Genomic DNA, 19,623 nt, shown 5'->3' with positions numbered 1-19,623 from the left:
GATCATTAACGGAAACGGCCGGTACATACACCTCACGACCGGTGAAACCCGGGCGAGTTGACCGCCCCTCAGTATTCCTCTTCACGCCACTGCGTTCTGACGGTGTGTCAGTTGTTATGCGGAGGGGGACCGGGCCGTCACGGCTCGTGACATTGATCTTGGTCCCCGCGCCGGGGCCGGCGCACGGCGAGCAGCGCCATGTCGTCCGCCATGCCGCCCCCCGAGTGCCTGCGCACGTCCTCGGCGAGGGCGTCGAGCAGCGCCGCCGGATCCCGGAAGGCACGGCCCGCCAGCCGCGCCTGCGGATCGTAGAACTCGCCCTTGGCGTCCCGGGCTTCGGTCAGTCCGTCGGTGTAGAGCAGCAGCGTGGCCCCACCGGGGAAGTCGGCCTCCTCCGCCCGGTCGGGCCACACCCCCAGCTCGCCCATGCCGAGCGGCAGCGCCGACTCGCGGGCGGGCAGCGGGCCGACGCTGCCGTCGGCGTGCAGCATCAGGGGCGGCGGGTGGCCGCGGTTGACGATGCGTACGGTCCCGTCGCCGTGCGGGAGTTCGGCGAGGATCGCGGTGGTGAAGCCCTCGAAGGCGTCCAGTCCGTCCCGCCGGGTGCCCTCGCGCGCCAGGGCCCGCTCCAGACGCTGCGCCACCGCCTCCAGCGTCGCCTCCTGCTCGGCGGCCTCGCGGAAGGCGCCGATCACGACGGCGACGGCGGCCACCGCGCCCATGCCCTTGCCCCGCACGTCGCCGACGATGAGCCGGACGCCGCGGGCGCTGTCCTGCACCGCGTACAGGTCGCCGCCGATGAAGGCGTCGGCCTGCGCGGCCTCGTAGCAGACGGCGATCTCGAAACCGGCGATGCGCTCGGCGGGTTCGGGCAGCACGGCGCGCTGGGCGGCCTCGGCGATCTCACGGACGGAGACGAGGCGTGCGCCGGCGCGCCGGACGAAGCCGTTCACCAGGACGGCGAGCACGGCGACCGTCGCGATGGTGATCAGCTCGGTGAGGGAGTCGACGTAGCGGATGACGCCCTTGGCGAGCTGCAGCCCGATGACCGCGACGACGACGGTGACGCCCGTGAGCACCGTGCCGCGCCGCGAGTAGACCGGAGCGGCGATCAGGGGCGCGGCCGCGTAGAGGGGGCCGGCGGTGAAGTATCTCGGGGTGAGGATGTCGTACAGGATGGCGACGGCGATCAGCAGGACGGGGAGCGCGAGCACGAAGGCCCGCCGGAACCCGGCCCGGCGGCGCGGCGGCGGCCCGGCGGGCGGCTCGTCGTCGCCGAGGCCGGGGTCGGGGGCGGGATCACCGGGGAGCCGGCCGCCGGCTCTGGCGACCGCTCCCTCGTCGTCCACGTCACCTGGCCGCACCACTCGTCTCCCGCCACCCCGCACGTCCGCGTGCCGCTTGCCGCTTGCCGTCCAGGAGTCCAGGTTTCCGGGAGCGGGGGCGGGCGGCGAGCGGTGGGGGGCCGACCGGATGACGGAGGCGCCGGAGAGGAGAACGCACCGAGGAACGCACCGAGGGCCGGAACCCTTTCGGATTCCGGCCCTCGGCCTTCAGTAGCGGGGACAGGATTTGAACCTGCGACCTCTGGGTTATGAGCCCAGCGAGCTACCGAGCTGCTCCACCCCGCGTCGTTGTGTGCACCACTGTACGTCATCCCGGGACCGGAATGCACATCGGTATCCCCGCGGGGGCCTCCTACCGCTCCAGATGCCGGTTCGGTGCCGTGGCCCGGGCCTCGAACGCGGGCAGTACGACGACGTCGGCGCCCCCGGCGGCGAGCACCCCGCTGCCGTCCGGCTCCGTCACGAAGGTGTCCGGCTCCCGCCAGGCCGTGACGACACGGCGCACCCCGGCGTCCAGGATCAGCCGGGCACAGGGCGCGGGCCGGGAGGCCCGGCGGGCACAGGGCTCGAGACTGCTGTACACGGTGGCGCGGGCGAGCCGGGGGTCGTCCGGCGCGATCTTCGCGAGCGCGGCCTCCTCCGCGTGCACGACCGCGTCGCCCCCCTCCCGCGAATGCCCCCGCGCCAGCTCACTCCCGTCGGCGGCGACCACGACCGCCCCCACGCTGAAGGCGGTGTCCGACGGCGGGCACAGCTCGGCCAGCTCGCAGGCGAGCGCGAGCCAGTGCCGGTCCGCGGCGGCCACCCGCACGCCGGTGCCGGGTGCGGTGGGCCGGTACCGCATCAGCACGACGTCCTCGATCCGCCGGGACTCCACCAGCCGCAGCCGCCCGCTCTGGTAGGCACCGGGCCCGAACAGCCGGGGCGCGGCCGGGTCCCCGACCAGGAGCGGGGCGAGGACGAGGTGCAGTTCGTCGGCCAGTTCCTGCTGGAGCAACTGGGTGTGCACGCTCCCGCCCCCCTCGACCATGAGCCGTCGCACGCCCCGCCGGTCGTGCAGGTACTCCAGCGCGGCGTGCCAGTCGAGCGCGGTCCCCAGGGAGACGATCTCGGCCCGGATCCCGAGCGCGCGGGCCCTCCGGGCACCGTCGTCCGTGGTCAGCAGCGCCTTCTCCCCACCCGTGTGCCAGAACCGCGCCGCCGGGTCCAGCTCGCCGCTCCCGCTGACGGTGACCTTGAGCGGGTACTCCGCCTCCCCGGCCGCGACCCGCGCCGCCCGCCGCTTCGCCGAGTTCACCAGCAGCCGCGGGTTGTCCGCCCGGACCGTACCGGCCCCGACCAGGATCGCGTCCGCACGGGCCCGCACCTCGTCGACCCGCTCGAAGTCGGCGGGGCTGGACAACAGGAGCCGTTCGGGCCCGCCGTCGTCCAGGTAGCCGTCGAGGGAGACGGCGGCGGAGAGGAGGACGTGGGGAAGGGGCATGTGCGGCACTCCGGTGGGAGGGGCGGGGCGAGCGGGCGGACGGGGCGTGGAGTGCGGCCATTGTCGGTCATGGCCGCCGCGGGGCGGGTTCGCCGCCGGTCACCGACCCGGTCTCCGGTGAGCCGTTCACCGCCGGGAGGGCTGCCCGGCTGACCGGACCGGCACCGGGGTACCCGGCGCCCCATGAGCACCGAACCCGCGCCGCTGCTCGCCCTGGATCTGACCGGCACCTTCGCGTTCGGGCTGAACGGGGCGCTGACCGCGGTGCGGGCGGCCCGGCTGGACGTGGTCGGGGTGGTGGTGCTCGGGATGATCACCGCGTTGGGCGGCGGGTTCGTCCGGGACGTGCTCATCGACTCCCTGCCGCCCACCACCCTGCTCGACTGGCGCTACTACACGCTCGCCGCCGTCGGCGGTCTGATCGCCTTCGCGGTCAGCAGGCACCTGCGCCGGCTGGAACCGGCGATCACCGTGCTCGACGCGGTCGGCCTGAGCACCTTCGCGGTGATCGGCGCGAGCAAGGCGCTGGACGCCGGGCTGGCCGTCGTACCCGCGATGCTGCTGGGCGTGATCACCGCGGTCGGCGGGGGGACGATCCGCGACACGCTCGTCGGCCGGATCCCGACGGTGCTGCGGACCGGCCTGTACGCCCTCCCCGCCCTGGCGGGCGCCGCGGTGACCGTCGCGACCACCGAGACGGGGCTGTACGGCCTCCCGGCGGCGCTCGGCGCGGCGGCGGTCTGCTTCCTGATCCGGATGCTCGGTCTCCGCTTCGGCCTGAACGCGCCGGAACCACCCGAGACGCGTCCGTCCGGTGGCCGAATCCGGCGCCGTCCGTAGCCTCGATTCCATGGAGGAACCCCGATGAGCGACACCGCGCGGACCGTCCTGGCCGGACTCGGCGCCGTCCGTTCCGGCCTGGAGGACCTCTACCGCGACCTGCACCGGCACCCCGAACTGGGCCTGCGGGAGCACCGCACGGCGAAGAAGGCGGCGGACGCCCTGCGGGAGAGCGGTTACGAGGTGACCGAGGGCATCGGCGGCACCGGCGTGATCGGGGTGCTCTCCAACGGGGACGGCCCGGTCGTCATGGCCCACGCCGACATGGACGCCCTCCCGGTCCGGGAGCGGACCGGCCTGCCGTACGCCTCCACCGAGACGGTCACCGACGCGGACGGCCGGGAGCAGCCGGTGATGCACGCCTGCGGCCACGACGTGCACGTGACCGGCCTCGTCGGGTGCGCGCGACTGATGGCCGGGCACCGGGACGCCTGGCGGGGCACCTTCGTCGCGCTCTTCCAGCCCTCCGAGGAGAACGGCGCCGGTGCGAAGGCCATGATCGAGGACGGCCTCACCGACCGGTCGCCCCGGCCCGACGTCGTCCTCGCCCAGCACGTCCTGCCGTACCGGGCCGGTTACGTCGGCACCCGTGCGGGCTCCTTCCTCTCCGCCGCGGACAGCCTCCGCGTCACCCTGCACGGCCGCGGCGCGCACGGTTCGGCGCCCCAGGCGTCGGTCGACCCGGTGGTGCTCGCGGCGTCCGTCGTCCTGCGCCTGCAGACCGTCGTCTCGCGGGAACTGGCCGCCACCACCCCCGCCGTCGTCACCGTCGGCAGCATCCACGCGGGCAGCGGCCCCAACGTCATCCCCGACCGGGCCGTCCTGGAACTCAACGTCCGCACGTACGACGACGCCACCCGCACCCGGGTCCTGGACGCGATCGAGCGCATCGTCCGCGCCGAGTGCGAGGCGTCCCGCTCCCCCGAGGAGCCCGGGTTCGAACGGCTCTCGTCCTTCCCTCCCACCGTCAACGACGAGGAGCCGACCCGGCGCGTGGCGGAGGCGTTCGGCGCGTACTTCGGGGACGACGCCCACACCGTCGAACTGCAGACCGCCAGCGAGGACATGAGCGAGATCCCGCAGGCCTTCGGGGTGCCGTTCACGTACTGGGCCATCGGCGGCACCGACCCGGACCGCTACGCGGAGGCCGCCCGCAACGGCACCCTCGCTCAGGACGTCCCGGTCAACCACAGCGCCTCCTTCGCCCCCGTCCTCCAGCCGACCCTGGACACGGGCGTGAGCGCCATGACGGTCGCCGCCCTGGCCTGGCTCGGCCAGCGGGCCGGGTAGCGGCGGGGCCCCGCGGCCCCGACAGTGCGTCCTTGACTCTCCACCGGCTGGAGACCGGAGAGTGGGCCCCATGAACGGCGCGACGCCCCCGCACTCGATCGGTGACCTGTCCACCCGTACCGGAGTGCCCGTACGGACCATCCGGTTCTACTCCGACACCGGACTGCTGCCGCCCACGGCCCGAACCGCGGCCGGCTACCGCCGATACGACGACGCGGCCGTCGACCGGCTCCACCTCATCGGCGTTCTGCGGGAGCTGGACGTCGACCTCGCCACGATCCGTCAAGTCCTCACCGGAGACCTCTCCGTCGCCGAGGTCGCCGCCGCGCACGCCGACGCCACCGTCCTGCGCATCCGCGCGCTGCGCCTGCGTCACAGCCTGCTGCGGCTCGTCGCCCGGCGCCGCCCCAGCCCCGAGGAGACCGTGTTCATGCACCGGCTCACCCGCCTCACCTGCGACGAACGGCGGCGCATGGTGGCCGACTTCGTCGCCGCTCTCGGCGCCGGCCCGCCACGGGCCCGCGACGCCCTGGCCGCCCTGCGCACCGCCCTGCCCGACCTCCCCGACGAGCCGTCCGACGCCCAGCTCGCCGCCTGGGTGGAACTGGCCGAGCTGATGGCCGACGAGGACTTCCGCGCGCGCGTGGCGGATGCGGCGCTCCCGCCCGCCGACGAGGACGTGCTGCCGGGTGTGGACCCGGAGGTGGCGGCGGAGCTCGTCCTGTTCGTCAGGCGCACCGTCGCCGCGGCGAGGGAGGCCGGCGTCGATCCGGAATCCGCGGACGCCGCCCCGGTCGTCGACACGGTGATGCGGCGCTTCGCAGCCGCCCTCGGCCGTCCCGACGGGCCCTCGCTGCGGGAGTGGGCGGCCCGGCGGTTCGAGAAGGGACACGACCCGCTCGCCGAGCGGTACTGGCAACTGGTGTGGACCGTGAACGACTGGCAGGTCGTCCCCGGCCACCTGCCCTTCCAGCCCTGGATGGCCCGGGCCCTGCGAGCGGTGACGACACCCACGCGGCGCGGGGACGCCCGGGCGGGCGCGAAATGACGGCGCGTCCGGGCCGACCGAAGCCGACCCGGACGCTGCCGGGCAGGTCACAGGACATACAGCCCGCCTGCGCGTGGTAGGCCCTGTGGGACTCGAACCCACAACCAATGGATTAAAAGTCCACTGCTCTGCCAATTGAGCTAAGGGCCCAGGGGCACTGTCGCGCGGTGTCGCGTGATGGTGCCACACCGAGCATAGCCCGCCTCGGCCGGGACTCCGATCGGGTATCGGGGTCCCGGCCGCGTCGCAGGGGCGGGGGCGCCGTGGGGGTTACGGGTCCGCCGGCTCGGGGGCGTTGGCGTGGGCGGCGGCGCGGGCCCGGGTGCGTTCGTGGTCGGGGTTGAGGAACCAGTGCCGCGCCGAGGCCAGCCACCAGGTGGCGGCGAAGCCCAGGACGACCAGGACGGCGATCGGCGCGTAGTTGAAGGTCTCCCAGGTGACCGGGGACACCTGCGGCAGCATGAACAGGACCGTGATGACGCCGACCCACGTCACCGCGACCACGCCCACCGGCTGCGACCAGCGGCCCAGGTGCCAGGGCCCGCGTTCGAAGGCGGCGCCCCGGCGGACGCGCAGGAGCGTCGGGATGACGTAGGCGATGTAGAGGCCGATGACCGCGATGGACGTCACCGCTGCGTACGCCGTGACGTTGATCAGGTAGGGGAGGCCCAGGACCAGCGCGGCCAGGGCCGCCAGCCAGACCGCCGCGACCGGCGTGCGGGTGCGCGGGTTCACCGTGTGCCAGACGTGGGAGTACGGCAGCGCGCCGTCCCTGGAGAAGGCGTAGATCATGCGGCTGTTGGCCGTCACCGATGCCATCCCGCAGAAGAGCTGGGCCCCGATGACGACCAGGAGCAGGAGTTTGCCCGCCGTCGCGCCCAGCGCGTCCAGGAGGATCTGGGCGGGCGGCGCGCCCGTCGGGGACGTCAGGGCGCCCTCGTAGGACTGGATGGCGAAGGTGAAGCCGAGGAGGAGGACGAAACCGGCGATCCAGGACGTCCAGATGGAGCGGACGATGCCCTTCGGACCGGCCGTGGACGCGTCGTGGGTCTCCTCGGTCATGTGGGCGGAGGCGTCGTAGCCGGTGAAGGTGTACTGGGCCATCAGGAGGCCGATGAGGACGACGTACACCCCGCTGCCCCAGCCCGTGTTGTTCACGAACTCGCCGAAGACGAAGGACGCCGGCCGGTGGTGGTCCGGCGCGAAGGTCAGCGCGCCGACGATGACCGCGACGCCCAGGACGTGCCACCACACGCTCACGCTGTTCAGCAGGCCGACGATGCGGACACCGAAGGTGTTGAGCAGGCCGTGCAGGACCAGGATCGCGGCGAAGAGGAGGATCGTGCGGCCCGGCGTCACCTCGAAGTCGAACTGCAGGTTCAGGTACGCGCCGAGGAAGGACGCGGCGCCGAAGTCGATGCCGGCGGTGACCGCGACCTGGCCCAGCACGTTGAACCAGCCCGTGAACCACGCCCAGGCCGCCGCCGTACGCGGGGGCGCCAGGCGGTGCGCCCAGAAGTACAGGCCCGCCGAGGTCGGGTACGCCGAGCAGATCTCGGCCATCGCCAGGCCGACGAAGAGGGTCATCAGGCCGACGGCGACCCAGCCCCACGTGATGACGGCGGGGCCGCCCGTGTTCATGCCGAAGAGGTAGAGGGTCAGGCAGCCCGACAGGACCGAGATGATCGTGAAGGAGACCGCGTAGTTGGAGAACGCCGACATGCGGCGGGCCAGAACCTGGGTGTAGCCGAGCTGGGCCAGCCGTTCCTCGTCCGACAGCCCACTCGCCTTGGCGTCATCTGTCATGACCCCAGCAATTCCCTCGGGCTGAGCGTGACATGCGTCACTCGGCGTCCGGGAAGCGGAAACGCCGCGGCCCCCACCCGTCAGGGCAGGGGCCGCGGCGCGTACGGACGTTCAGGCGTCAGCCGTTGCGCTTCCAGCGCGGCTTGTCGTCGCGGCGGCCGAAGGACGAACCGCGGTGGTCGTCACGGCGGCCGTACGGGCGGTCGTGACCGCCGGAGCGGAAGCCGGGGCGGTCGCCCTGGCGGTCGCGGTTGAACGGACGGTCGCTGCCGCGGTGACCGCCGCGGTCGTCCCGGCGGTCGTCACGGCGGAAGCCGCCCCGCTCACCACGGTCGTCGCGGCGGAAGCCACCACGGTCGCCACGGTCGTCACGGCGGTCGAACGAGCGGCCCCCGCGGTCGTCGCGACGGTCGAAGGAACGGCCACCACGGTCGTCACGGCGGAACCCGCCCCGGTCACCCCGGTCGCCACGGTCGTCACGGCGGAAGCCGCCGCGGTCGCCACGGTCGTCACGGCGGTCGAACGAGCGGCCCCCGCGGTCGTCGCGACGGTCGAAGGAACGCCCGCCGCGGTCGTCACGGTCACGACGGTCGAAGGAACGGCCACCACGGTCGTCACGGCGGAACCCGCCACGGTCACCCCGGTCACCACGGTCGTCACGGCGGTCGTAGGAACGTTCGGTCCGCTCGCCCCGGTCGGCGAAGCGGTCGCGGCCGTGTCCGTGGCCGTGTCCGCCCGTGCGCTCCGGCCGCTCCGCCTTCTCCACGTCCCGCGCGCCGGCCTGCTCGGGCAGCGAGACCACGGCCTCGGACGCGGTGGCGGCCACCTCGGCCAGAACCGTCTCCGGGTCCTCGCCGCGCTCCCGCGCGACCTTGGCGACCAGGCGGTCCGCCTCCTCGCGCAGCTCGGTGGCACGGCGCTGGGCCCGCTCCAGCTCCTTGGTGAGCTGGCCGACCTCACGTTCGGCCTGCTGCGCCGCGTTGCCCGCCGACTCGGCCTGGACCTCGGTCATGGACCGGGCACCGGTGATCTCGGCGACCTCGGGGTCGAAGGCCGCGCCGCCCTGGATGATGTGGCGCGTGGCGTCGACGCCCGCGTCCTCCATCAGCCGGAAGATCTGACGCCGCTGGTGCGGCAGGGAGAGCGAGACGACCGTGCCGGTGCGGCCCGCGCGTGCCGTACGGCCGGCGCGGTGCAGGTAGTCCTTGTGGTCGCCGGCCGGGTCCACGTTCAGGACGAGGTCGATGCCGTCGACGTGGATGCCGCGGGCGGCGACGTCGGTGGCGACCAGGACGTTGACGTAGCCGTCCTTGAAGTCGGCCAGCGTGCGGGTGCGCGCGCCCTGCGTCATGCCGCCGTGCAGCGCGTCCGCCTTGGCGCCCGCGTCGCGCAACTGCTCGGCGACGCGGTCGGCGCCGAGCTGGGTGCGCACGAAGATGATGGTGCGGCCCTTGCGGGAGGCGATGGCCGCGGTGACCGGCGCCTTGTCCTTGGGCTTCACGACCAGGATGTGGTGCGACATGGTCGTCACGGCGCCCTGGGCGGCGTCGACCTCGTGGCTGACCGGGTCCTTCAGGTACCGGTCGACGAGGGTCTTGATCTCGTTCTCCATGGTGGCGGAGAACAGCATCCGCTGGCCGCCGGCCGGGACCTGGTCGAGCAGCTCGGTGACCTCGGGCAGGAAGCCCAGGTCGGACATCTGGTCGGCCTCGTCGAGGACCGCGATCTCCACGTTCTCCAGCGAGCAGGCGCCGCGGTTGATGATGTCGCGCAGACGGCCCGGGGTGGCGACCAGGATGTCGACGCCCTTCTCCAGGGCGTAGATCTGGTTGCCCATGGAGGTGCCGCCGCAGACGACCTTCATCCGCAGGCCCACGACGTCGCCGTACGGCTGGAGTGCGTCGGCGACCTGCATGGCCAGCTCGCGGGTCGGGGTGAGGATGACGGCGCGGGGCTTGTGCTTCTCGGTGCGGCCGCCGGCCAGGGTGGCCAGGGTCGGCAGACCGAAGGAGAGGGTCTTGCCGGAGCCGGTGCGGCCGCGGCCGAGGATGTCCTTGCCCGCCAGCGCGTCCGGGATGGTCGCGGCCTGGATCGGGAAGGGGGTGGTCACGCCGTTCTGCGCGAGCTTGCGGACGACGCCCTCGGGCAGCCCGAGGTCGGCGAAGGTCGGCTCGGGAGCCTCGGCGGCCTCCGGGGACTCGGCGGCCGCGGGGGCGTCCGCGGCCTCGACGACGGCCTCCGGCGCACCCTCGACGCCCTCGGCGTTCTCGGGCACCACGGCGTGATCAGTACTGATGATGGACATGCGAATGCGAAACCTTCCGGAGTCTCTCGTCGGCACGCGCCCGTCAACTCCGTGAATCGCGATTCGCAATACGACCGCCTCGATGCGGTCCACCACGGCAAGGGGAGAGTACGCGCCACACGGCGCGCTCTGCGATGGCGCCGGGCAAATGGGATCAAACGATCTACCACCATACGCACCCTCCACCCCCGAAGGCAAACCGGCAGCGCATCCGCAGCTCAGGCGCAGCCCGCGCCCTGCTCAGAGGCCCCGCGCTACGCAGGGGTCCCGGCGGCCGGTGCCGGCTCCCGCTGCTGCAACTGGGTCCCGGGCGGCTCGTGCGCCGACGAGGACGGCTCGGCCACCGTCGGCTCCGGCGTCGGGGAGGCGGGCGGCTCCTCGGGGGGCGTCGGCTCCGGCTCGGCCGGCCGGGTGGGCTCCTGCGGCGGCGTCCGGGTGGGACCGGGCTCCTGGTTCCCGCCGTCGGGCGGTCGCTCTCCGGTCGGGCGGGCGGCCGGGGGCTCCGAGCCGGACGCGCCCTCGCCCTTCTCGGCTCCGCCGCCCTTCCCCTTGCCCTCGCCCTCGGCCTTGCCCTCGCCCTTCTCGCCCTTGCCGCGCTTCCCGTCGGCGACCGCCGCGCCGTACCCGGCGTTCCCGCCGGAGACCGAGGGGCCGCCCTCCGGCGCCTCGCCGCCCCGCTCGCCGGCGGAGTGCGACGGCCTGGCGCCCCCGCCGGGCGCGTCGTCGCCGACGCTCATGCAGCCGGCGGCGGCGGCGACGGCCATGGCCGTGGCGGCCAGACGGACGGGTACGTACAAGGGGCGCACGGGCGGCCACCTCCGGGGGTCAAGGAGTCGCCGTGCCCAACTCCCGTCACCCACAAGAGGACACGCGTCCGGCGAGGCGGACTTGACCCGAGCGCGTCACCCGTACCCGGACACGCGCCGCCCCCGGTCCGATCACGCGCACCCGGGTCCGCTCACCCGTATCCGAGGGAGTGCAGCCGTGCGTCGTCGATCCCGAAGTGGTGGGCGATCTCGTGAACGACCGTCACCTCGGTCTCGGCGACGACGTCCTCGCGCGTCTCGCAGTACCGCAGGGTCGGCCCCCGGTAGATGGTGATCCGGTCCGGCAGCACGCCCGCGTACCACTCGCCGCGCTCCGTGAGCGGCGTCCCCTCGTACAGCCCCAGCAGCTCGGGATCGTCCGCCGGGGGTTCGTCCTCGACGAACACCGCGACGTTGTCCATCAGCCGCGTCAGCTCCGGCGGAATCCGGTCAAGGGCCTCGGCGACCAGTTCCTCGAACTCCTCGCGCGTCATCTCCAGCACGCGTCCATTGTCGGGTACGACCGTGGAGCACGGCCCGCATATCCGCCCCGGGCGACGGGCATACGGGACCAATGGCCCGCGTCCCCGCCGCAGTCCTGCACGTCCTGGCCGAGGTGATGAACCCCATCCGCACCGTCCCGCGCGCTCTCGCCCGCCGCCGCCGCGACCGCCGGGGGTCCGCGACCCCGGAGCTCGCCGCCGGCCCCCGCCCCTGGACCCGCGCCGCCGGCCTGGTCGCCGTCGTCCTGCTCGGCGCCTGGCTGGGGCTGCTGGCGGTCGGCAACGTCCGGGTTCCGGTCGGGCCCATGGACACGACGATGACCCTGCGCCCGTCCCTCGCGGGCGGCACGAAGATCAACGTCTCGCCGCTGGGCGCCCTCCAGCTCGACAGCCACGTCGCCCCGGTCCGCCTCGACGTCAACGTCGACCAGCTCGACCCCGCCCGCGCCCAGGCCCTCGTCGACCACCCCGAGCGCCTCTCCGGCCTCCAGGACGAGGTCGCCCGGGACGTCGAGCACGGCACCCTCGACCTCGCCGTCCGCTCCTGCGTCGCCGTCGTCACCGGCGCCACCGCCCTCGGCCTCGCCGTCTACCGGCGCCCCCGGCGCGCCCTCGCCTCGGGCGGGCTCGCGCTCACCCTGCTGGTCGCCTCCGGCGGCACCGCGTACGCGACCTGGAACCCCGACTCGGTCCTGGAGCCGAAGTTCTCCGGACTGCTCTCCTCCGCGCCCTCCCTGGTGGGCAACGCGCGCAGCATCGTGACCGAGTTCGACGTCTACCAGAAGGAACTGGCCCGCCTGGTCACCAACGTGACCAAGCTCTACGACGTCACCTCGACGCTCCCCGCCTACCAGCCCGACCCGACCACGATCCGCGTGCTGCACGTGTCGGACATCCACCTGAACCCGGCGAGCTGGAAGATCATCGCCTCGCTGGTGCAGCAGTACAAGGTGAACGTGATCGTCGACTCCGGCGACACCATGGATCACGGCACCGCCGCCGAGAACGGCTTCCTGGACCCCGTCGAGGACCTCGGCGCCCCCTATGTCTGGGTCCGCGGCAACCACGACTCCCGCGGCACCCAGGAGTACCTGAAGCACCTGAAGAACGTGCACGTCCTGGACGACGGCCACGCCCGTACCGTCGCCGGTCTGCGCTTCGCCGGCATGGGCGACCCGCAGTACACCCCGGACCGCTCCAAGGCGGACGGTGCCGAGGCGTCCCAGGAGTTGGCCGGGGCCCGTCTCGCCTCCGCCCTGCGCGACGAGAGCGCGGCCGGCACCCCGGTGGACGTGGCCGTCGCCCACGAGCCGTCGGCCGCCCGCGAGGTCGACGGCGACGTTCCCCTGGTGCTTTCCGGGCACCTCCACCACGAGGACATGGAGGTCATGAAGTACGGCACCCGGCTGCGCACCGAGGGCTCCACCGGCGGCAGCGGCCTGCGCGCGGTCGAGGGCAAGTACCCCGACCCCATCCAGGCGTCGATCCTCTACTTCGACCGTGACTCCCGGCGCCTCCAGGCGTGGGACGAGATCAAGCTCGGCGGCCTGGGCCTGACCACGGCCGAGGTCAGCCGCCACCTGCCGAAGGAGAACCAGCCCGGCGCGGTCCGGTCGCCGTCCCCCACCGGCGCCTCCCCCACCAGTGCCTCCCGCTCGGCCCCGGACGGCCCCGCCCGCAGCACTCCGTAAACCGTTTTGGCGATCCCTCCCGCCATCCCATATGCTTCTCACGTCCCCGACGCGCTGAGAAGCGCCCAGGCGGGCCGATAGCCCTCATCGTCTAGCGGCCTAGGACGCCGCCCTTTCAAGGCGGTAGCACGGGTTCGAATCCCGTTGGGGGCACGCTCAACATCAGGTGTCCGGTTCTCCGGGTTTCACGTGAAACCCCGCGGCTGGGTAGCTCAGTTGGTACGAGCGATCGCCTGAAAAGCGATAGGTCGCCGGTTCGACCCCGGCCCCAGCCACAGCATCATGAGAAGCCCCGGACGGTCTCCGTCCGGGGCTTCTCATGTACGTCAGCGACGTGCCCCCGCCTCCGGTGGCCTCCCGCGGACCTGGGCGTGGCCGCACCGGATGCCCTCTCAGGGGCAGGCGACGACTTGGCCGGCCCAGGAAAGGCCCCCGCCGAAGCTGAACAGCAGTACGGGCGCGCCCACGGGCACTTCTCCGCGCTCGACGAGTTTGGACAGCGCGAGCGGGACGGACGCGGCGGAGGTGTTGCCGGAGTCGACGACGTCCCGGGCGATCACGACGTCGTCGCGCAGCGCGAGGCGTCGGGTCAGCGCCTCGATGATCCGCAGATTGGCCTGGTGGGTGACGACCGCCGCGAGGTCGGTGGTGGCGATGCCGGCCCGGCGGCAGGCGTCCTCGACGAAGGCGGGCAGCTCGGTGGTGGCCCAGCGGAAGACCGTCTGGCCCTCCTGGGCGAACTTCGGCTGCCAGCCGTCCCGCAGTCGCACCGCGTCGCCGCGGGTCGGGTCGGATCCCCAGACGACCGGGCCGATGCCGTCGTCACCCGCCTCGGTCGGGCTGATCACGGCCGCGCCCGCACCGTCGGCCAGGAGAACGCACGTCCTGCGGTCGCTCCAGTCGGTGACGTCGCTCATCTTCTCGGCGCCGACGACGAGGGCGTGCCGGGCCGCTCCCGCCCTGAGCGCGTGATCCGCGCCGGCCAGGGCCGTGGTGAAGCCGGCGCATCCGTTGTTCAGGTCGAAGCAGACGGCGGAGGGGATTTCCAGGCGGGCGGCGACCTGGGCGGCGATGGAAGGACAGCGGTCCATGGCGGAGCAGGTGGCGACGGTCACGAACCCGATCTCTGCCGGCGCGAGGCCGGAGGCAGCCAGCGCCTTGGCCGCGGCAGCCGCGGCCATGTCGGTCACGGACTCGTCCTCACCCGCGATCCTGCGGGTGGCGATCCCGGTCCGCCGGCGGATCCAGTCGTCGCTGGTCTCCACCATCTGCTCCAGGTCCGCGTTGCTCAGCACTCGGGACGGCTGATGGTGACCCATGGCGACGATACGGTTACCCGGCACGGCTCTCCTCGGTCGGTCTGCGTGATGTTCGGGCGGAGCTCGCCGGAATATAGCAACCGAACGGTCGGAAGTTAAAGGCCGGGCAAGCGGCTACCATGTGATCCCGTGAGCCCTCGCAACTCCGCCCTGGAGGCCAGTCGCACCCGCCGGCGCATCGTTGACCGGGGTCTGACTCTCGCGTCCGTGGAAGGGCTGGAGGGACTGACCATCGGCCGCCTGGCGACCGAGATGGGGATGAGCAAGGCCGGGGTGCTCGGCCACTTCGGCACGAAGCAGGGTCTGCAACTCGCCGTCGTCGACGCGGCGGCGGAGATGTTCGCCCGTGAGGTGCCGCAACGGGTGCGGAACGTGCCGGCGGGGCTGGCCCACCTGACCGCGTTGTGCGAGGCATGGATCTCGTACCTGGAACGGGCCCTGCTGCCGGGCGGCTGCTTCTTCACGGCCGCGGCCGCGGAGTTCGACGGCCGGGACGGACCGGTGCGCGATGCCGTCGCCGGTCTGGACGCCCTCTGGCGCCGCGATCTGAGCATCCACATCCGCCGGGCCGTCGCCGCCGGCGACCTGCCGGCCGACACCGACCCCGACCAACTGGTGTACGAGCTGTTCGGGATCATGCTGGCCCTCAACCACTCGCTGCAACTGCATCGCGACGGCCGGGCACCCGAACGCGCCCGGTACGCGGTGCGCCGTCGCCTCGGGTCCTCCTAGGAGGGCGCTGGGGCCCCGGCCGCCGAGCACCGCGAGGACTGGTGGATGTGCGACACTGTCGTACGAAGGTCCTGGGTTTCACGTGAAACCCCGCGGCTGGGTAGCTCAGTTGGTACGAGCGATCGCCTGAAAAGCGATAGGTCGCCGGTTCGACCCCGGCCCCAGCCACAGCACAGGCCCCGGTCACGGACCGGGGCTTTGTTGTGTGCGGGGCCGGTACGCGCCCTTGCGGAGGCCACGGCAAAAGCGTTCGCCAGGATTTTCCCGGGGATGAGATCCTGGAACCCGTATGTCTACGCACTCTGCCCCCGCCCTCGGCGCCCTCGCCCCCCGGCTGACCGAGCTGTCCCTGCGCGACGCGCACCGGCTCGGCCGCAGGCTCGAGGGTGCGCGGAAGATCCGTAAGCCGGAGGCCCGCGCCGCCGTCCTCGCCGAGATCGAGACGGAGGTGGCCAAGGCCGAGCAGCGCATCGCCGAACGCAGGGCGCGCGTGCCGGCCGTCACCTACCCCGAGCAGCTCCCGGTCAGCCAGAAGAAGGACGAGATCGCGGCGGCCATCCGTGACCACCAGGTCGTGATCGTCGCCGGTGAGACGGGGTCCGGCAAGACCACCCAGATTCCGAAGATCTGCGTGGAGCTCGGCCGCGGCGTCCGCGGCATGATCGGGCACACCCAGCCCCGCCGGATCGCCGCGCGCACCGTCGCCGAGCGGGTCGCCGACGAGCTGGACACCCCGCTCGGGGAGACCGTCGGCTGGAAGGTGCGGTTCACCGACCAGGTGAATCCGCAGTCCACCTTCATCAAGCTGATGACGGACGGCATCCTGCTCGCCGAGATCCAGACCGACCGCGAGCTGCGCGCCTACGACACGATCATCATCGACGAGGCCCACGAGCGGTCCCTCAACATCGACTTCCTGCTGGGCTACCTCGCCCAGTTGCTGCCGAAGCGTCCCGACCTCAAGGTCGTCATCACCTCGGCGACCATCGACCCCGAGCGCTTCTCCCGGCACTTCGGCGACGCCCCGATCATCGAGGTCAGCGGGCGGACCTACCCCGTGGAGGTGCGCTACCGGCCGCTCCTGGAGGAGGACGGCGAGGACGCCGACCGGGACCAGATCACGGCGATCACCGACGCCGTCGAGGAGCTGATGGGCGAGGGCAAGGGCGACATCCTCGTCTTCCTCTCCGGCGAGCGGGAGATCCGGGACACCGCCGACGCGCTGGAGAAGAAGAAGTACCGGTTCACGGAAGTGCTGCCGCTGTACGCCCGGCTCTCGCACGCCGAGCAGCACCGGGTGTTCCAGCAGCACACCGGGCGCCGGATCGTCCTGGCGACCAACGTCGCCGAGACCTCCCTCACCGTCCCCGGCATCAAGTACGTCATCGACCCCGGCTTCGCCCGCATCTCCCGCTACAGCCACCGCACCAAGGTCCAGCGGCTGCCCATCGAGCCGATCTCCCAGGCCAGCGCCAACCAGCGCAAGGGCCGCTGCGGCCGTACCTCCGACGGCATCTGCATCCGGCTGTACTCCGAGGACGACTTCGACGCCCGCCCGGAGTTCACGGACGCGGAGATCCTGCGGACCAACCTGGCGTCCGTCATTCTGCAGATGACCGCGGCCGGCCTCGGCGACATCGAGAAGTTCCCCTTCATCGACCCCCCGGACCACCGCAACATCCGCGACGGTGTGCAGCTCCTCCAGGAGCTGGGCGCACTCGACCCGGCGCAGAAGGACGTACGCAAGCGGCTGACCGACACCGGTCGCAAGCTCGCCCAGCTACCCGTCGACCCGCGGCTGGCCCGGATGGTGCTGGAGGCGGACAAGAACGGCTGTGTCCGCGAGGTCATGGTCATAGCCGCCGCGCTGTCCATCCAGGACCCGCGGGAGCGTCCGGCGGACAAGCAGGCCCAGGCGGACCAGCAGCACGCCCGCTTCAAGGACGAGACCAGCGACTTCCTCGCCTTCCTCAACCTCTGGCGCTATGTGCGCGAGCAGCAGAAGGAGCGCGGTTCGTCGTCCTTCCGCCGGATGTGCAAGCAGGAGTACCTCAACTTCCTGCGCATCCGCGAGTGGCAGGACATCTACACGCAGTTGCGCACGGTCGCCAAGCAGATGGGCATCCACGTCAACGACGCCGAGGAGGCCGCGCCCGACGACCGCGTGCACGTGTCGCTGCTGGCGGGCCTGCTCTCCCACGTCGGCATGAAGGACGTGAAGGAGAGTGGAGGGGACGGCGGGAGGAGCACGGGGAAGAACGAGTACGTGGGCGCCCGGAACGCCAAGTTCGCGATCTTCCCGGGCTCGGCGCTGTTCAAGAAGCCCCCGCGGTTCGTGATGTCGGCCGAGCTGGTGGAGACCTCCCGCCTGTGGGCCCGCGTCAACGCGAAGATCGAGCCGGAGTGGGTGGAGCCGCTCGCCGGGCACCTCCTCAAGCGCACCTACAGCGAACCGCACTGGGAGAAGGACCAGGCGGCCGTGATGGCGTACGAGAAGGTCACGCTGTACGGCGTGCCGATCGTGGCGCAGCGCAAGGTGAACTACGGGCGGATCGACCCCGAGGTCAGCCGCGAGCTGTTCATCCGCAACGCCCTGGTGGAGGGCGACTGGCGCACGCACCACAAGTTCTTCGCCGACAACCGCAAGCTGCTGACCGAGGTCGAGGAGCTGGAGCACCGGGCGCGGCGCCGGGACATCCTGGTCGACGACGAGACGCTGTACGACTTCTACGACCAGCGAGTGCCCGAACACGTCGTCTCCGGAGCGCACTTCGACTCCTGGTGGAAGCACAAGCGGCGCGAGCAGCCCGACTTCCTCGACTTCGAGCGCGAGATGCTCATCAACGAGAAGGCGGGGGCGGTCACCAAGGACGACTACCCGGACTCGTGGCGGCAGGGGCCGTTGAAGTTCCGGGTGACGTACCAGTTCGAGCCGGGCGCGGACGCCGACGGCGTGACCGTGCACGTGCCGCTCCAGGTGCTCAACCAGGTGACGGACGAGGGCTTCGACTGGCAGATTCCGGGCCTGCGCGAACAGGTCGTCACGGAGCTGATCCGTTCCCTGCCCAAGCCGGTCCGCCGCCACTACGTGCCCGCGCCGAACTACGCCCAGGCGTTCCTGGACCGTGCGGTGCCCCTCCAGGAGCCGCTGACGGTGACCATGGCGCGGGAGCTGAAGCGCATGGTGGGGGTGCCGCTCGACGCCGAGGACTTCGACTGGGCGAAGGTCCCCGACCACTTGAAGATCACCTTCCGGATCGTCGACGAGCGCCGCCGCAAGCTCGCCGAGGACAAGGACCTGGAGGCGCTCAAGCTCCGGCTGCGCCCGAAGGCGCGCAAGGCGCTGTCGCAGGCCGCGGCGGCCACGGCGGAGCGCAGCGGCGGCGAGTCCCTGGAGCGCTCCGGGCTGACGGACTGGACGATCGGCACCCTGACCCGGGTCTTCGAGACCCGCCGGGCCGGCCAGCCGGTCAAGGCGTACCCGGCGCTGGTGGACGACGGGCCGAAGGCGAACACCGTCTCCGTCCGCCTCTTCGACACCGAGGCCGAGCAGGCGCAGGCCATGTGGAAGGGCACGCGGCGGCTGATCCTGCGCAACATCCCGGTCAATCCGGCGAAGTTCGCGTCCGAGAAGCTGACGAACCAGCAGAAGCTGGGTCTGTCCGCGAACCCCCACGGTTCGATCCAGGCACTGTTCGACGACTGCGCCATGGCGGCGGCGGACAGGCTGATCGCGGACTTCGGCGGCCCGGCGTGGGACGAGGAGTCGTACCGCAAGCTCTACGACAAGGTCCGCGCGGAGATCGTCGACACGACGGTCCGCACGGTGGGCCAGGTGCAGCAGGTGCTGGCGGCCTGGCAGGCGTGCGAGCGCCGGCTGAAGGCCGTGCGCAGCCCGGCGCTGCTGGCGAACCTCCAGGACGTGCGGACGCAGTTGGACGCCCTGGTGAAGCCCGGCTTCGTCACCGAGGCGGGGATCAAGCGGCTGCCGGACCTGATGCGCTACCTGGTCGCGGCGGACCGCCGGCTGCAGCAGATGCCGACGGGGGTGCAGCGGGACACGTCCCGCATGGAGAAGGTCCACGAGATGCGGGACGAGTACGCGTGGCTGCTCGAGCAGATGCCGCAGGGCCGGCCGGTGCCGCAGCAGGTCCTGGAGGTCCGCTGGATGATCGAGGAGTTGCGGGTCAGCTATTTCGCGCACGCGCTGGGCACGGCGTACCCGGTCTCCGACAAGCGGATCGTGAAGGCCATCGACGCGCTCGCGCCCTGACGGAAGGGTGACGGAGCCCGTACGGAGGGTGAGTTCGACCGGGGGCCCACCCTCCTGTACAGTCTCTTCTCGCAGCGCACCGCACGAGAAGCGCCGCGAAACCTGGTCCTGTGGAGCAGTTTGGAGTGCTCGCCACCCTGTCAAGGTGGAGGCCGCGGGTTCAAATCCCGTCAGGACCGCA

The 19,623-nt window shown here is 72.3% G+C and carries 13 protein-coding genes and 6 tRNA genes; 10 read left to right on the top strand and 9 right to left on the bottom strand.

The genetic code is table 11. The features are described 5' to 3' along the window. Window positions 1-137: 137 nt before the first annotated feature. The 3 genes from IG88_RS0134730 to IG88_RS0134720 form a co-directional block, all read right to left on the bottom strand. Complete coding sequence (locus IG88_RS0134730; protein WP_051852182.1) at window positions 138-1,349, bottom strand: PP2C family protein-serine/threonine phosphatase; 1,212 nt, start codon at window positions 1,347-1,349, stop codon at window positions 138-140. A 208-nt stretch (window positions 1,350-1,557) separates the two neighbouring features. Continuing rightward, window positions 1,558-1,631, bottom strand: a tRNA-Met gene (locus IG88_RS0134725). Between the two features lie 67 nt (window positions 1,632-1,698). Beyond that, entirely contained in the window at window positions 1,699-2,829 is a 1,131-nt protein-coding gene (locus IG88_RS0134720) for a dihydrofolate reductase family protein (protein WP_031049932.1), read from the bottom strand. Window positions 2,830-3,012: 183 nt separating this feature from the next. On the opposite strand from IG88_RS0134720, the gene IG88_RS0134715 reads away from it, so the two are divergent. From IG88_RS0134715 to IG88_RS0134705, 3 genes are all read left to right on the top strand, one after another. Beyond that, on the top strand, window positions 3,013-3,669 hold the full coding sequence (locus IG88_RS0134715) for a trimeric intracellular cation channel family protein (RefSeq protein WP_031049928.1): 657 nt from the start codon (window positions 3,013-3,015) through the stop codon (window positions 3,667-3,669). 24 nt (window positions 3,670-3,693) lie between these two features. After that, window positions 3,694-4,959, top strand: coding sequence for a M20 family metallopeptidase (locus IG88_RS0134710; RefSeq protein ID WP_031049925.1), 1,266 nt, complete (start codon window positions 3,694-3,696; stop codon window positions 4,957-4,959). 70 nt (window positions 4,960-5,029) lie between these two features. Further along, entirely contained in the window at window positions 5,030-6,007 is a 978-nt protein-coding gene (locus IG88_RS0134705) for a MerR family transcriptional regulator (protein WP_031049922.1), read from the top strand. A 74-nt stretch (window positions 6,008-6,081) separates the two neighbouring features. On the opposite strand, the gene IG88_RS0134700 is transcribed toward IG88_RS0134705, so the two are convergent. From IG88_RS0134700 to IG88_RS0134680, 5 genes are all read right to left on the bottom strand, one after another. After that, a tRNA-Lys gene (locus IG88_RS0134700) sits at window positions 6,082-6,157 on the bottom strand. 120 nt (window positions 6,158-6,277) lie between these two features. Continuing rightward, complete coding sequence (locus IG88_RS0134695; RefSeq protein ID WP_031049921.1) at window positions 6,278-7,813, bottom strand: amino acid permease; 1,536 nt, start codon at window positions 7,811-7,813, stop codon at window positions 6,278-6,280. A gap of 118 nt (window positions 7,814-7,931) precedes the next feature. Then, window positions 7,932-10,118: a DEAD/DEAH box helicase gene (locus tag IG88_RS0134690; RefSeq protein WP_031049919.1), complete on the bottom strand. Its 2,187-nt coding sequence runs from the start codon at window positions 10,116-10,118 to the stop codon at window positions 7,932-7,934. A gap of 254 nt (window positions 10,119-10,372) precedes the next feature. Next, window positions 10,373-10,924 (bottom strand): hypothetical protein, encoded by a 552-nt coding sequence (locus IG88_RS0134685; RefSeq protein ID WP_031049917.1) that lies wholly within the window; start codon window positions 10,922-10,924, stop codon window positions 10,373-10,375. A gap of 152 nt (window positions 10,925-11,076) precedes the next feature. Next, window positions 11,077-11,427: a metallopeptidase family protein gene (locus IG88_RS0134680; RefSeq protein WP_030404836.1), complete on the bottom strand. Its 351-nt coding sequence runs from the start codon at window positions 11,425-11,427 to the stop codon at window positions 11,077-11,079. A 71-nt stretch (window positions 11,428-11,498) separates the two neighbouring features. On the opposite strand from IG88_RS0134680, the gene IG88_RS0134675 reads away from it, so the two are divergent. From IG88_RS0134675 to IG88_RS0134665, 3 genes are all read left to right on the top strand, one after another. Beyond that, a complete protein-coding gene (locus IG88_RS0134675) occupies window positions 11,499-13,118 on the top strand; it encodes a metallophosphoesterase family protein (RefSeq protein WP_031049914.1) in 1,620 nt (539 codons plus the stop codon). A gap of 80 nt (window positions 13,119-13,198) precedes the next feature. Next, a tRNA-Glu gene (locus IG88_RS0134670) sits at window positions 13,199-13,271 on the top strand. 48 nt (window positions 13,272-13,319) lie between these two features. Further along, a tRNA-Phe gene (locus tag IG88_RS0134665) sits at window positions 13,320-13,393 on the top strand. A 117-nt stretch (window positions 13,394-13,510) separates the two neighbouring features. On the opposite strand, the gene IG88_RS0134660 is transcribed toward IG88_RS0134665, so the two are convergent. Next, the gene (locus IG88_RS0134660) at window positions 13,511-14,461 is read right to left on the bottom strand and encodes a beta-ketoacyl-ACP synthase III (protein WP_031049911.1); all 951 of its coding nucleotides are present in this window, start codon (window positions 14,459-14,461) and stop codon (window positions 13,511-13,513) included. A 105-nt stretch (window positions 14,462-14,566) separates the two neighbouring features. Here IG88_RS0134660 and IG88_RS0134655 point away from each other — a divergent pair, with 105 nt between their 5' ends. From IG88_RS0134655 to IG88_RS0134640, 4 genes are all read left to right on the top strand, one after another. Then, a complete protein-coding gene (locus IG88_RS0134655; RefSeq protein WP_031049909.1) occupies window positions 14,567-15,169 on the top strand; it encodes a TetR/AcrR family transcriptional regulator in 603 nt (200 codons plus the stop codon). Between the two features lie 94 nt (window positions 15,170-15,263). Continuing rightward, window positions 15,264-15,337 (top strand) — tRNA-Phe (locus tag IG88_RS0134650). A gap of 121 nt (window positions 15,338-15,458) precedes the next feature. Next, window positions 15,459-19,442 carry an ATP-dependent RNA helicase HrpA gene (gene hrpA, locus IG88_RS0134645; protein WP_031049906.1) on the top strand — a complete coding sequence of 1,328 codons (3,984 nt, stop codon included), beginning with the start codon at window positions 15,459-15,461 and terminating at the stop codon, window positions 19,440-19,442. A 104-nt stretch (window positions 19,443-19,546) separates the two neighbouring features. Further along, window positions 19,547-19,621, top strand: a tRNA-Asp gene (locus tag IG88_RS0134640). The last annotated feature ends 2 nt before the right edge of the window (window positions 19,622-19,623 follow it).

Source organism: Streptomyces sp. NRRL F-5650, from assembly GCF_000721365.1.
GTDB lineage: Bacteria > Actinomycetota > Actinomycetes > Streptomycetales > Streptomycetaceae > Streptomyces > Streptomyces ardesiacus.
This window is presented reverse-complemented; position numbering and strand designations above follow the sequence as displayed.